This is a genomic window from Caulobacter sp. GW821-FHT12A07, assembly GCF_058807655.1.
This window is the reverse complement of sequence record NZ_JBXAQX010000008.1, coordinates 145561-158955: the sequence shown is the minus strand read 5'-3', so window position 1 is coordinate 158955 and position 13395 is coordinate 145561. Positions and strand designations below refer to the sequence as shown.

Genomic DNA, 13395 nt, shown 5'->3' with positions numbered 1-13395 from the left:
CTCTAGACACACGGCGTAGCCCGGAGGCGTGCCGGGCGCCAGAGGCCAAATTATGGCTGCAAGCTTCGCAATTTACTGAGAAACCTTTGGGTACGTTCCTGACGGGGCGATGCGAAAAGCTCCGCCGACGGTCCCGCTTCGAGAATACGGCCCTCGTCCATGAAGATCGTGCGGTCGGCGACATCGCGCGCGAACTCCATCTGGTGGGTGACGATGACCATGGTTCGCTTCTCCGCGGCGAGGTCGCGGATCACCGCCAGCACCTCGCCCACCAGCTCCGGATCGAGGGCCGAGGTCGGCTCGTCGAACAGGATGACCTCGGGGTCCATGGCCAGGGCCCGGGCGATGGCGCAGCGCTGCTGCTGGCCGCCGGAGAGGGCGCGGGGATAGGCGTCGGCGCGGTGGACGAGGCCGACCTTGGTCAGCAGGGCCAGGGCCTTCTCGCGGGCCTTGGCGGGCGGATCGCCGCGCACCACGATCGGCGCCTCGGCGACGTTCTGCGCCGCCGTGCGGTGCGGGAAGAGATTGAAGCTCTGGAACACGAAGCCGACCCGGCCCTTCAGCGCCCGGGCCAGGGGAACCTTGCCGCCGGCCGCGACGCCGGCGATCGACAGCGTCCCGCCGTCCAGCGCCTCCAGTCCGGCCAGGCACCGCAGCAGGGTGCTCTTGCCCGAGCCGCTGGGGCCGATGACGGCCACCACCTCGCCAGGGGCGACGTCCAGATCGACGCCGTCCAGCACCGTGGTGTCGCCGAACCGCTTGACGAGGCCCTGGGCCAGGATGGCGCTCATCGGCGGGCCTCCGCGCGGCGTTCCAGCCAGCCCTGGCCCAGGGCGAGCAGGCTGGAGACGATCCAGTAGATGGCCGCGGCGCTGAGATACATGGCGAAGATCTCGTAGGTGCGGGCGGTGATCAGCTGGGCCTGGCGAAACAGTTCGGGCACCTGGATGGTGGCGGCCAGCGAGGTGTCCTTCACCAGGCTGATGAAGCTGTTGGACAGCGGGGCCACGGCGGTGCGGGCGGCCTGGGGCAGGATGATGCGGCGCATGGCCTGGCTCGGCGACAGCCCGAGGACTGCGGCCGCTTCCCGTTGGCCCTTGTCGACGGCGGCGATGGCGCTGCGCAGGATCTCGCCGGCATAGGCGGCGACGTTCAGCGAAAAGCCGATGCCGGCCGCGACCAGCGGCGGCAGCTCCAGCCCCAGCTGCGGCAGGCCGTAATAGATCAGGAACAGCTGCACCAGCAGCGGCGTGCCCCGGAAGGCCGAGACATAGATCGCCGCCGGCCAGCGCAGCAGCGGCGATCGCGACAGCCGCATCAAGGCCAGGCCAAAGCCGAGCACCAGGCCCAGGCCCATGCCGATCAGGCTGAGCGCCACGGTGTAGACCGCGCCCTTCAGCAGCAGCGGGGCCGACTGGGCGATGAGCTCGGCGGCGGTCATCGGCTACAGCGTCACGTCCTGGGCGAACCATTTCCGCGAGATGGCGGCCAGGCGGCCGTCGGCGCGCAGGGCGTCGATGGCCTGGTCGATCAGCACCTTCAGGGCGGGATCGCGCTTCATGACCACGCCCTGGCTCTGCGGGGCGAAGGGCGGGCCGGCGGCCACGAGGTCGGGGGCGGTCTTCAGGAAGTCGGCGGCGACCAGGCGGTCGTTCAGCACCGCGTCGATGCGGCCGGCCCGCAGATCCTGGTACTTGGTCGGATCGTCGTCATAGGTGCGGATCTGCGCTTTCGGCTGGTTGTCGCGCAGCCACTGCTCGTAGTGGGTGCCCAGGCCCACGCCGACCTTCTTGCCGGCCAGGTCGGCGGGGCCGCCGACGCCGCCCTTGCCCTTGGGCGTGATGATCAGGATGCCCGAGACCGTGTAGGGCTTGGAAAAGTCGTACTTGGCCTCGCGCTCGGGCGTGATGGTGATCTGGTTGATGACGACGTCGGTGCGGCCCGACTCGAGCGCGCCCAGCAGGCCGGCGAACGGCGCGGGGAAGAACTCGGGTTTCACCTTCATCTGCTCGGCCAGGGCCCTGGCGAAGTCGACGTCGAAGCCGGTCAGCTGGCCGTCGGCGCCCTGGAAGTTGAACGGCGGATAGGTGCCTTCGAGGCCGATGCGCAGGGTCTTGGTCGCCTCGACCCGCGCCGCGCCGCTCTGGCCCGCGCCAGCCTCCTTGCCGCCGCAGCCGGCCAAGGTGAGGGCGCTTCCGGCGCCCAGGCCCAGCAGGACGTCACGACGGGCAAGGAATCGCATGGCGGGCCTCGAAGCAAAGGTCATCCGTGCAGTTCTATACCGAGGCTTGGTCGCCGCCAGGGGGAAGACGCTTGTGTGACCGTCGATGCGCGACCTGACGGCGATTTAACCTGACGCGGAGCATCGGCTCTGGCTTGCTGCCGCCAGTTTCAGTTGGGGGACTTGAAAGATGGCCCACACCTTCGATCCGGCCGCGGCCACCGCCGCCTATCTGGCGCAGCTGCCGCCGGAGGCGCACGCCAAGGCGACGGCCTACACCCAGGGCGGCCACTGGCTGCTGCTGTGGGGCGCGCTGGTCGCCGTGCTCGTCTCGTTCCTGATCGTGCGCAGCGGCCTGCTGACCGGGCTGCGGCGCAGGGTCGAGGGGCGGCGCACGCGGCCCGTGCTGGCCAGTTTCGTGGTCGGGGTCGTCTATCTGGTCGTCGACAGCGTGCTGTCGCTGCCGTGGGCGGTCTACAGCCAGTGGTGGCGGCAGACGCAGTACGGCCTGACCAGCCAGGCCTTCAGCGGCTGGCTGATCGAGGGGGCGATCTCGCTGGCCATCACCGCCGTGATCGGCGGCCTGTTCTTCACGCTGCTCTACGCCCTGATCCGCAAGGCGCCGCGCACCTGGTGGGTGTGGAGCGGCGGCCTGACGGCGGTGTTCATCGCCGCCAGCCTGCTGCTGGCGCCGCTCTACATCGAGCCGATCTTCAACCACTACACGCCCGCGCCCGCCGGTCCGGTGCGCGACGAGGTCGTGGCCATGGCCAAGACCGTCGGCGTGCCGTCCGACAAGATCTTCGTCTACGACGGCTCCAAGCAGTCCAACGCCTACACCGCCAACGTCTCGGGCCTGTTCGGCTCGGCCCGCGTCGCCATGAGCGACACCATGTTCAAGAAGGGTGCTGACATCGCCGAGGTGCGCGGCGTGGTCGGCCACGAGATGGGCCACTACGCCCACCAGCACGCGATCTGGATCGCCGGGGTGATGAGCCTGCTGGCGATCGCCGCCTTCTTCCTAGTCGACCGCCTGTTCGCCCCGGCCGCGCGCCTGCTGGGCGCCGACCAGGTCAGGGGCGTGGCCGATCCGGCCGGCCTGCCGGTGCTGAGCGCCGTGCTGACCGTGCTGTTCCTGCTGGCGACGCCGGTGACCAGCAGCCTGATCCGCATCGCCGAAAGCGACGCCGACCGCTTCAGCCTGGAGCACTTCAACGAGCCGGACGGCCTGGCCAAGGCCCTGGTCAAGACCATCGAGTACCGCGCCGCCACGCCGGGCCGGCTGGAGGAGATCATCTTCTACGACCACCCCGCCGTCGGCCGCCGCATCCAGAGGGCGATGGAGTGGAAGGCCGCGCATCCGAAGGCTTCGCCGACCGCGGCGCTCGACGCGGCGGCCAGAGCGGCCTTCGTGGGCCGTACGGTGATGTTCCCGCCGCCCATGCCCGTGGGGACGGGCGGCGTCGTTCTAAACGCCGACGGTTCGTGGTTTCAGCGGCACGACTTCGGTGTGGAGCAGGGGCGCTATGCGATCGACGGCGGCAGGCTGTGCCTGACTTCCGAGAAGGGCGCGCGCACCTGCTACGCGATGGGCCCCAACGGCCAGGGCTGGACCCTGGCCGCCGAGGGCGGAGCGCCGGTTTCGGTGACGCTGCAGCCGATCGCCTGACGGCGCCCCGGCCGAGGCGTCAGCGCTTCCTGACGAACACCGTGCCGGCCGAATAGCCGGCGCCGAAGCTGCAGATCAGGCCCGTATCGCCGGCGACGAAGTCGTCGTTGGCGGTGTGGAAGGCGATGATCGAGCCGGCCGAGGAGGTGTTGGCGTATTCGTCGAGGATGATGACGTTCTCGCCGGCCTCGGGATCGCGGCCCAGCACCTTGCGGGCGATCAGGTCGTTCATGTTGATGTTGGCCTGGTGCAGCCAGAGGCGCTTCAGGGCCGTGGCGTCCAGGCCGATGTCGCCGGCGTGCTCGACGATCATCTCGCTGACCATCGGCACCACCTCGCGGAACACCTTGCGGCCTTCCTGCACGAACAGCTTGTCCTTGGCGCCGATCCCTTCCGGGGCGGCGTTGTTGAGGAAGCCGAAGTTGTTGCGGATGTTGTTGGAGAATTGGGTCTTCAGGCGCGTGCCCAGGATCTCCCAGCCGCCCGTCGCCTGCGAGGCCTCTTCGATGATCACGGCCGTGGCCACGTCGCCGAAGATGAAGTGGCTGTCGCGGTCCTTGAAGTTCAGGTGGCCCGAGCAGATTTCGGGATTGACCATCAGCACGGCCTTGGCGCTGCCGGTGGCGATGAAGTCGGCGGCGGTCTTGATGCCGAAGGTGGCCGACGAACAGGCGACGTTCATGTCAAAGGCGAAGCCCTCGATGCCCAGGGCCTGCTGCACCTCGATGGCCATGGCCGGATAGGCGCGCTGCATGTTCGAGGCCGCGCAGATCACCGCGCCGATCTCCGACACCGGCTTGCCCCAGGCGGCGATCGCCTGCTGCGCCGCCTTCACCGCCATCTCGGCCAGGATCGAGATCTGATCGTTGGGACGCTCGGGCAGGACCGGCCGCATGACCTCGGGGTCGATGATGCCGTCCTTGTTCATCACGAAGCGGGACTTGATGCCCGAGGCCTTCTCGATGAATTCGGGCGAGGAGGGGGCCAGGGCGACGACTTCGCCGGCTTCGATCGCCTCGGCGTTGGCGGCGTTGAAGCGCTCGACATAGGCGTTGAAGGCGTCGACCAGTTCGGTGTTCGAGATGCTGAACGGCGGGGTGAAGAGTCCCGTGGCGGCGATGACGGCTTGATGCAAGGCGACTGTCCCGATGGCCGGCGCGCGACATGGGCGCGCCGATCTGATCACTGTTTGGTCGGGATCAATAGCACGCTCCGCGCCCGCGTCACCTGCTGGCGACCGTGTCCCCGGCGCATCGGCCGCGGCTATTCGCCCTGCCGTCGGGGAACTTTCCGGGGCTGGCCACAATCCCCGGTGCAAATGTCGGAAACGACACGCAATGGCCCCAAACAAGTCCGCGGACGGTCAAATACGGGCCGCGTTGGCCCCATACCCAGAGGAGGCTGAGGGAGCACAAGAAATCCCAGTACCATGGAGTAAAAAAATGAAGGTTCTCATGTCTGCGGCCCTGGCCGCCGCGTCGGTCGCTGCTGTTCCGGTTCTGGCCCATGCTCAATCGACGTCGCCGGAAATCTACGGCAACCTCGGTTACAACAGCTCTCGCGCCGAAGGCGCCGATACCGGCGCCATCCAAGGTCGCCTGGGCGCGAAGCTGACCCCGCACTTCGGCGTCGAGGGCGAACTGTCCGGCGGCGTGAAGGACGACAACATTGACCGCGCCGGCGTCCGCTCCAACCTCGAGCAGACCCACTCGGCCGCCGTCTATGGCGTCGGTTTCCTGCCGGTGACCCCGAACATCGATCTGATCGGCCGCATCGGCTACGGCAACACCCAGTTCAAGCAGACCACGGCCGGCGTGCAGAGCAAGTACGACGCCGACAGCGTCAACTACGGCGTCGGCGCTCAGTACAAGTTCGACGACAAGAACGGCGTGCGCGTCGACTACACGCGCCAGCAGTTCCGCGACAACGACGCCGACGACGCCAACGTCGTCTCGGTCGGCTACGCCCGGAAGTTCTAAGCTCCAGGCCTGAAACGAAGAAAGGCGCGTCGCCCTCGCGGGCGGCGCGCCTTTTCGTGTCCGGCTTCCGAGCGCGCGGTCAGACCGCGGGCGGAGCCTGTTCGGCCGTCGGGTAGTGATAGTGGTGGTGAACGGTCCCGGGACCGCCGAAGCCCTCGCGACCCTTCGGATCCGGCCCGTAGCGGTTCGGACCGGGCGTGCCGTCGACCAGGTCGAAGATGAAGATCACGAAGCCGCCGAACGGGATGAAGCCCAGCAGCAGCCAGAAGCCGGACTTGTCGCTGTCGTGCAGGCGGCGCACGCTGACGGCCAGGTTCGGAATGAACAGGGCGAGAGTGACGAGGCCGAAGAGGCTGATCAGCAGCACGGCGGCGACGCCGGCGGCGGCGTCCGGCTGCGTCGACCCGTTGGCGCCCAGGCCGGTGAGCAAGATGGCGACGACGCTCGCCACCGTCAGGGCCAGGTACACCAGGACGCGGAACAGGAAGAACAGCCAGTATTCCGAGCGCGTGGCCCGACCCTCGAACTCGGCGTACTTGCGCAACGGCTCCAGCATCTGCATCGAAAAGGTCCAGGATTTCGCGCGGAACGCGCATGGTTCGGTTTCGTCAAGTCTAGGGGGGGGGCAAGCCTCGCCGTAAAGCCGCCTCCGCCGCCGAGGCTTGACCCGGCGGTCCCCGCGTCCGAACGTTCTTGGAAAACAAGAGTATCGGGGGAGACGCTTGAGTTCGTTCATGATCATGCAGCTGGTCGGTTCGGCCGTCGCTGTCGCCACACTGGTGGCGCTGGCCGCCTGGGCGCGACTCGCCCGGCCGACTCCGCCGCTCGATGTAGACGCGGCCATGCGCCTGCTGGCCGAGGAGTTTCCGGATCACCGCATCGACAGCGTCTGGCTGGCCGGCGACGGCGCCGGGCTGGTGGCCCGCTCGGGCGCCGAGGCGCTGGTGCTGTGGCGACGCGGAGACGGCTATGTCGCCCGCAGCGCGCCCTGGGCCGGGGTTGTCGCCAGCGGGGCCAAGGACGGCCGGATCAGGCTGCCCGGCGTCGACGGCGCGCCGCGTCTGGTCCTGGGCGACCGGCCCTGGCCGCCGGTGGAGACGGCCGCGTGAAGCCGGCCTTCGATCCCGTCCAGCTAGCCATCCCGTTCTTCGTGGTCGCCATCGTGCTGGAGGTGCTGCTGGCCCGCTTCGGCAAGGCCAAGGCCAATTACGAGCCGCGCGACGCGGCCACCTCGCTGATGATGGGCCTGGGCAACAGCATCGTCGGCCTGCTGACCGGCGGCGCGGTCTTCGCCGCCAGCCTGTGGGTCTACGAGCATCGGATCTTCACGATCCCGATGAACGCCGTCTGGGCCTGGGTCGTGCTCTTCTTCGCCGAGGACCTGACCTACTACTGGTTCCATCGCCTGAGCCACGAGCGGCGGTTCTGGTGGGCCAGCCACGTCAACCATCACAGCTCGACGCACTACAATCTGACCACGGCCCTTCGCCAGACCTGGACCGGCGGGGTGGCCGGCACCTGGCTGCTGTGGCTGCCGCTGTCGTTCCTGGGCTTTCCGCCGGCCATGGTGGCGATCCAGAAGGGGATCAGCCTCGTCTACCAGTTCTGGATCCATACCGAGGCCGTGCGCCGCATGCCGGCCTGGTTCGAGGCGGTGTTCAACACGCCCTCGCACCACCGCGTGCACCACGCCCGCAACGCCCGCTATCTCGACGCCAACTACGCCGGGATCCTGATCATCTGGGACCGCCTGTTCGGCACCTTCATCCCCGAGGACGACGCCGAGCCGTGCCGGTATGGGATCGTGCGGAACCTGCCGAACTTCAACCTCTTCACCAACGTCTTCCACGAGTGGATCGGCATCGGCAAGGACCTGGCGGGGGCGCGGTCGCCGCGGGAGGTGGCGGGCTATCTGTTCGGCCCGCCGGGCTGGAGCCCGGACGGGTCGCGCGAGACCTCGCATACGCTGAAGGCGAGGTGGCGGGCGCGGGAGGCTCTTAAACCCCCTCTCCCGGAGGGGAAGGTGGATGGCTGAACCCATCCGTAAAATCCCCGCGAAAGCGGGGAGCCAGGCTTTTTCTGCAACCCGCCGTGCTCGACGATAAAACACCTGGGTCCCCGCTTTCGCGGGGATTTTACGGGTATCTGATCCGTCCGGATGCGGAGAAGGACGTTACTTCGCCTTCGCCACCTCCACCGCATAGACCTGCTGGCCGCCGTGCATGTTGGAGCGGAACACCAGCCACTTGCCGTCGGGCGTGAAGTTGACGTTGGGCTCCAGGCGGTAGTCGTGGCCGCTCATGTTGACCAGGCGCTCGGCGTCGATGACGCCCGGGCGGATCAGGTGCTCGGAATCCGGGGCGTGGATGCCGGCGACGTCCGGGATGCCGCGCGGATGCATCAGGTACAGCCACTTTCCGTCCGGCGCGTGGGCGACCATCTCGGCGTCGCCGCCGTCGCCGGCGAACAGCTTGCCGTCGGGGCTGGAGTTGAAGTGCACCGACCAAGCGTTGCGCTCGACGTGATACCAGGTGCGCTTGCCGGTGGCGATCTCGTAGCCGGCCACCCAGAAGTCCTCGCCGCGCGGGGTCTGCAGGTCGTACCAGACGGTCTTGCCGTCGGCGCTGAACCATTCGTGTCCGGCGATCTCCATGTTCATGGTGCGGGTGTGGATCTTCACCGGCTTGGCGTTCGCCTGGTCGGTGCGCAGCAGCCACAGGCGGTCGACCTTGTGCCAGGGACCCTCGTGGCAGAACATCAGCAGGTTCGGGTCGGTCGGCGAGAACTGCAGGTGGTTCAGCCAGTCGGTCGCCGCGTGCACCACGCGCTTTTGGCCGGTGCGCAGGTCGATGACGAACATCTCCATCGGGATCTTCGAGTCGAGCCGCTCGTTCAGCCGCACCTCCTTGGCCTCGGCGAAGGGCAGGGGCTTGCCGTCCGGACCGTTGGCGGCGTAGGCGGCCTGGTCATAGCGGTTGTCGCGCTTGAGCACGCCGTCGGGGCGGGTCTCGATCTTGGGATCGCTGACCACCACCCCGCCCAGCAGGGTCTCGTCGGCGTTGATCGTCTGGATGTCGCCGCGGTCGAACGTGGCGACGATCCGGACCTTCTTGCTGTCGATATCGACGGCCTTGACCACGCGGGTCTCGCCCTCGGTGACGATGAAATAGGCCGAGCGCGTCTTGCGGCCGACGAACAGGAACTTGCCGTTCTCCTCGACCAGCGGCGCCAGCTTGCGGGTGGCCAGATCGACCGTGCTCAGGCCCTTGGGCGTGGAGATCACCAGCTTGTCGCCCTGGGGCGTATAGCCGTTGAAGTTGAAATAGAGGCTGCTCGAGCCCGGCTCGTCCGACAGGCGCACGACGCGGTGGCCGGTGTCCTTGTCGATCCACTCGCGTGGCGGCTCGGCGGCCGGCGTTTGGGCCAGCGCGGAGGGGGCGAAGGCGGGCAGGGCGATGGCGAAGGCGGTCGCCAGGCCGATCAGGGCGTTCTTCACGGCTTCACCTTCACGATGGCGATGTCCGGACGTTCCGGGTTCTTCATGCCGTTACCCAGGAAGAAGCTGGTGTGCGGCGGCTGGTTGTAGGCGGTGTTCTGCCAGGCGATCCCGGCGCGATAGACCGGGTCGTGCATCAGGGTCACCAGACGGCGGTCGGTCGGATAGGGCGTGACGTAGATCCGCAGGAAGGTGTTGTCCTCCGAGCGCAGGATCAGCTCCTCGCGCCAGTCGCCCAGGATGTCGGCCGACAGGGTCGGGGTGGCCTTGGTGCCGTTGTTCGACAGCATGCCCTCGGCGGTGAACAGCACCTTGGTCTGGCCCGTGGTCCAGTCCCACTTGGAGATCTGGTTCTTGTCGAGCAGTTCGCGCAGTTCGTCGCCGTCCCACCAGATGCCGAAATTGGTCTGGCGCGGATGCTTCACGCCTTCGATCGGCTTGCCCTTCACGGTGTAGAGCACGTCGGAATTGCTGGCCCAGACTTCGGCGCCGGGGAAGCGCGGGTCGATGTCGAAGGCCACGCCCCGGCCGGTGTCGCTTTGCGTCGGCGTGGTCCACAGCACTTCGCCGGTCCTGGCGTCGACCATGGCCGAGCCGATGCCGCCGTTCATCTTCGGGCTCTCGTTGACGCCGAAGCGCTCCAGGCCCGGACGGGTCGGGTCCAGGTCGCCCAGGTGCAGAGTGTCGCCGTGATAGAGCTTGGCGGTCCACAGCGGCTTGCCGTCGTCGTCGATCGCCATCGAGCCGTAGACGACCTCGTCGCGGCCGTCGCCGTCGACATCGGCCACCGCCAGCTGGTGATTGCCCTGGCCGCCGAAGCCTTCCGGCACGCCGGGGGCGGCGCTGTCGAACACCCAGCGCTGGACAATCTTGCCGTCGCGGAAGTCCCAGGCGCTGACCGTGGTGCGGGCGTAGTAGCCGCGGCCCATGACGATGCTGGGCCGCTGGCCGTCGAGATAGGCGGTGCCGGCCAGGAACCGGTCGGAGCGGTTGGCGTAGCCGTCGCCCCACAGCTTGGTCATCTGCTCGGCGGTCGGCTGGTCGGTGGTCGGGTCGCGCGGAGCGGCGAAGCGGACCGAATCGAGCGCGGCGCCCGTGCGGCCGTCGAACACGGTCAGGAACTCGGGACCCTTGAGGATGCGCCCGGTGAGCTTGGCCACCTTCGTGCCGTCCGGCTTGATCTCGGCGCCGGTCTTGTCGTTGGTCGGCCGCTCCTCGGGGCCTTCGCGCCAGTCGGCGTTCGGGTCGCCCAGCACCTTGCCGGTCCCGTCCACCGTGCCGTCGGAGGTGCGCACGGCGATCTCGGCCCGGCCGTCGCCGTCATAGTCGAAGACCTGGAACTGGGTGTAGTGCGCGCCGGCGCGGATGTTGCGGCCCAGGTCGATGCGCCACAGGCGCTTGCCGTCCAGGGTGTAGGCGTCCAGCAGCACCGGGCCGGTGTAGCCGGCGAAGGCGTTGTCCTTGGAGTTGGTCGGGTCCCACTTGAGGACGATCTCGTAGCGGCCGTCGCCGTCGAGGTCGCCGACCGAGGCGTCGTTGGCGGTGTACTCGTAGGCCTGCCCGTCCGGGGTGACGCCGCCGGGCGGCTTCTGCAGCGGGATGGTCAGGAAGCCGTCCTTCAGGGCGGCGGTCTCGCCGGCCAGGGCGACTTCCTTGCCCTTGATCACGGTCTTGAGGCTATAGCGCGCCCCGGCGACGCCGGTCTTGTCGACGAAGTTGGTGGCGAAGGCGAGCGGCTTGGCGTTCAGCTTCTTGCCGTCGCGATAGAGGTTGAACGCCAGGCCCAGGGCGTCGTCGCCGCTGAGGCGCCAGGAGACCAGCACGCCGCCGTCGATGGCGGGGGCGGCGACCAGGCCGCGGTCGAGGCGTTCGGCCTGGCGGGGCGCGGCGAGGACGGGAAGCGCCAGCAGCGAGGCGGCGGCGGACGCCAGCATGGCGGCCTTGCGGAAGCGACGAGGCATGATTTCCCCCCAAAGGGATCTTGAACTTTGTTGCCGCGATCTTCGCACGACGGCCAGAACGCGCAACACATTTCCCATAAATTGCGTTGTGACTTCACATTGTGAAACTCGCTTGGCGCCGGTTGAGCGAGCCGCCGATTTCGCTTCTCGGTTTCGAGGCGCGGGGGCAGGGTGACGGCGAGACAGATTTTCTGCGGGGTTCGCCCGCTAAATCTCAATTGACCCCACAGAGGTGGTGGGGATTTAAGCGGTCCAGCTTGACGCCGCGCCGGCGCCGGGAGGATGGCTGGCGCATTCTTATCTTCCAAGGCCTTCGGCCGCAGACGGATCCAGGACGACGATCAGACGATGACCGCCGATTCCCCCGCCGCGCAACGCCCCGTCGCGGCGCGCCGTCCCTTGTTTCGCCGTCGTTCGGCCATTCCCGGTTTCGGCCTGACCCTGGGCGTGACCCTGTCGGTCCTGTCGCTGATCGTGCTGATTCCGCTGTCGGCCGTGGCCTTGAAGGCCGCGCAGCTGTCGCCGAGCGAGTTCCTGGCCGCCGCCTTCTCGCAGCGGGCGCTCGCCGCCTATCGCCTGACCTTCGGCGCGGCCCTGGTCGCGGCCGTCGTCAACGGCGTGTTCGGCGTGCTGACCGCCTGGGCGATGGTGCGCTACGAGTTTCCCGGCAAGACCATCCTCAACGCCCTGGTCGACCTGCCGTTCGCCCTGCCGACCGCCGTGGCCGGCATCGCGCTGGCAACCCTCTACGCCCCCAACGGCTGGGTCGGGCAGTTCCTGACGCCGCTGGGCATCAAGGCCGCCTACAACCCGATCGGCGTGACCATCGCCCTGGTGTTCATCGGCCTGCCGTTCGTGGTGCGCACCATCGAGCCGGTGATGCGCGACCTGTCGGCCGACGTCGAGGAAGCCGCCGCCAGCCTCGGCGCCGGGCGCCTGGCCACCATCTGGCGGGTGATCCTGCCGGCTCTCGGTCCGGCCTGGCTGACCGGCTTCGCCATGGCCTTCGCGCGCGGGGTCGGCGAGTACGGCTCGGTGATCTTCATCGCCGGCAACATGCCCTACAAGTCCGAGATCGCGCCGCTGCTGATCATCATCCAGCTGGAGCAGTTCCAGTACGCCCAGGCCGCCACCATCGCCGTGGTCATGCTGGTGGTCTCGTTCCTGATGCTGCTGGTGATCAACGCCATCCAGGCCTACTCGCGGAGGTTCGTCTGATGGCCCGCGCCCGTCACCCCACCGAGGATCCGACCTGGGTCAAGGCGCTGGTCCTGGCCGTTGTCGCGGCCTTCCTGGCGCTCGTCCTGATCCTGCCGTTGGCCGCCGTCTTCGCCGAGGCCCTGCGCAAGGGCCTGGCCGTGGCCATCGAGGCCATCGCCCACGCGGACGCCCTGGCGGCGGTCAAGCTGACCCTGATCACGGCGGCGATCACCGTGCCGTTCAACGTCGTCTTCGGCCTCTGCGCCGCCTGGGCCGTGGCCAAGCATGACTTTCCGGGCAAGGCGTTCCTGATCACCCTGATCGACCTGCCGTTCTCGGTGTCGCCCGTCGTGGCCGGCCTGATCTACGTGCTGGTGTTCGGCCTGCAGGGCTGGTTTGGCGAATGGCTGCTGGACCATGACATGAAGGTCATCTTCGCGGTGCCCGGCATCGTGCTGGCCACGATCTTCGTGACCTTCCCGTTCGTCGCCCGCGAGCTGATCCCGCTGATGCAGGAGCAGGGCGTCAGCGAGGAGGAGGCCGCCATCTCGATGGGCGCCTCGGGCCTCTACACCTTCTGGCGGATCACCACGCCCAACGTGCGCTGGGGCCTGCTGTACGGCGTGCTGCTGTGCAACGCCCGCGCCATGGGCGAGTTCGGCGCCGTGTCGGTGGTCAGCGGCCACATCCGCGGCCTGACCAACACCATGCCGCTGCACGTCGAGATCCTCTACAACGAGTACGACTTCGTCGGGGCCTTCGCGGTCGCCGCGCTGCTCTGCCTGCTGGCCATCGTCACCCTCGTGCTCAAGACCGCCCTCGAAGTCGCCCAACCGGCCGTGCGCCGGGGCGGCCACTAACGGAACGCC

Annotated in this window: 13 protein-coding genes; 6 read left to right on the top strand and 7 right to left on the bottom strand. The window is 68.3% G+C overall.

Annotation, left to right across the window (positions count from 1 at the left end; all coding sequences use genetic code 11):
* Positions 1 to 50: 50 nt before the first annotated feature.
* The 3 genes from AC1RRS_RS17375 to tcyJ are packed head-to-tail and all read right to left on the bottom strand — an operon-like array spanning position 51 to position 2242.
* Positions 51 to 791, bottom strand: coding sequence for an amino acid ABC transporter ATP-binding protein (locus tag AC1RRS_RS17375; RefSeq protein ID WP_492856203.1), 741 nt, complete (start codon positions 789 to 791; stop codon positions 51 to 53).
* Complete coding sequence (gene tcyL / locus AC1RRS_RS17370) at positions 788 to 1441, bottom strand: cystine ABC transporter permease (RefSeq protein WP_492856202.1); 654 nt, start codon at positions 1439 to 1441, stop codon at positions 788 to 790. The genes AC1RRS_RS17375 and tcyL overlap by 4 nt, the downstream gene beginning before the upstream one ends.
* Before the next feature lie 3 nt (positions 1442 to 1444).
* Positions 1445 to 2242, bottom strand: a complete 798-nt coding sequence (gene tcyJ / locus AC1RRS_RS17365; RefSeq protein WP_492856201.1) for a cystine ABC transporter substrate-binding protein — start codon at positions 2240 to 2242, stop codon at positions 1445 to 1447.
* Positions 2243 to 2411: 169 nt separating this feature from the next.
* On the opposite strand from tcyJ, the gene AC1RRS_RS17360 reads away from it, so the two are divergent.
* Complete coding sequence (locus AC1RRS_RS17360; protein WP_492856200.1) at positions 2412 to 3890, top strand: M48 family metallopeptidase; 1479 nt, start codon at positions 2412 to 2414, stop codon at positions 3888 to 3890.
* A gap of 19 nt (positions 3891 to 3909) precedes the next feature.
* Here AC1RRS_RS17360 and AC1RRS_RS17355 read toward each other — a convergent pair whose 3' ends face one another.
* Positions 3910 to 5025 (bottom strand): beta-ketoacyl-ACP synthase III, encoded by a 1116-nt coding sequence (locus AC1RRS_RS17355; RefSeq protein ID WP_492856199.1) that lies wholly within the window; start codon positions 5023 to 5025, stop codon positions 3910 to 3912.
* A 307-nt stretch (positions 5026 to 5332) separates the two neighbouring features.
* Between AC1RRS_RS17355 and AC1RRS_RS17350 the strand changes: the two genes are divergently transcribed.
* Positions 5333 to 5869 carry a porin family protein gene (locus AC1RRS_RS17350; RefSeq protein ID WP_487289568.1) on the top strand — a complete coding sequence of 179 codons (537 nt, stop codon included), beginning with the start codon at positions 5333 to 5335 and terminating at the stop codon, positions 5867 to 5869.
* Between the two features lie 79 nt (positions 5870 to 5948).
* On the opposite strand, the gene AC1RRS_RS17345 is transcribed toward AC1RRS_RS17350, so the two are convergent.
* Positions 5949 to 6431 (bottom strand): DUF805 domain-containing protein, encoded by a 483-nt coding sequence (locus AC1RRS_RS17345; protein ID WP_492856198.1) that lies wholly within the window; start codon positions 6429 to 6431, stop codon positions 5949 to 5951.
* A 160-nt stretch (positions 6432 to 6591) separates the two neighbouring features.
* Between AC1RRS_RS17345 and AC1RRS_RS17340 the strand changes: the two genes are divergently transcribed.
* Together AC1RRS_RS17340 and AC1RRS_RS17335 are read left to right on the top strand one after the other, a co-directional pair.
* Complete coding sequence (locus tag AC1RRS_RS17340; protein WP_492856197.1) at positions 6592 to 6978, top strand: hypothetical protein; 387 nt, start codon at positions 6592 to 6594, stop codon at positions 6976 to 6978.
* Complete coding sequence (locus tag AC1RRS_RS17335) at positions 6975 to 7904, top strand: sterol desaturase family protein (RefSeq protein ID WP_492856196.1); 930 nt, start codon at positions 6975 to 6977, stop codon at positions 7902 to 7904. The genes AC1RRS_RS17340 and AC1RRS_RS17335 overlap by 4 nt, the downstream gene beginning before the upstream one ends.
* Positions 7905 to 8042: 138 nt before the next feature.
* On the opposite strand, the gene AC1RRS_RS17330 is transcribed toward AC1RRS_RS17335, so the two are convergent.
* Positions 8043 to 9365 (bottom strand): oligogalacturonate lyase family protein, encoded by a 1323-nt coding sequence (locus tag AC1RRS_RS17330; RefSeq protein WP_492856195.1) that lies wholly within the window; start codon positions 9363 to 9365, stop codon positions 8043 to 8045.
* Positions 9362 to 11326, bottom strand: coding sequence for a rhamnogalacturonan lyase (locus AC1RRS_RS17325; protein ID WP_492856194.1), 1965 nt, complete (start codon positions 11324 to 11326; stop codon positions 9362 to 9364). The genes AC1RRS_RS17330 and AC1RRS_RS17325 overlap by 4 nt, the downstream gene beginning before the upstream one ends.
* Positions 11327 to 11674: 348 nt before the next feature.
* On the opposite strand from AC1RRS_RS17325, the gene cysT reads away from it, so the two are divergent.
* On the top strand, positions 11675 to 12544 hold the full coding sequence (gene cysT / locus AC1RRS_RS17320) for a sulfate ABC transporter permease subunit CysT (RefSeq protein ID WP_492856193.1): 870 nt from the start codon (positions 11675 to 11677) through the stop codon (positions 12542 to 12544).
* A complete protein-coding gene (cysW, locus tag AC1RRS_RS17315; protein ID WP_487289560.1) occupies positions 12544 to 13386 on the top strand; it encodes a sulfate ABC transporter permease subunit CysW in 843 nt (280 codons plus the stop codon). The genes cysT and cysW overlap by 1 nt, the downstream gene beginning before the upstream one ends.
* Positions 13387 to 13395 lie beyond the last annotated feature (9 nt).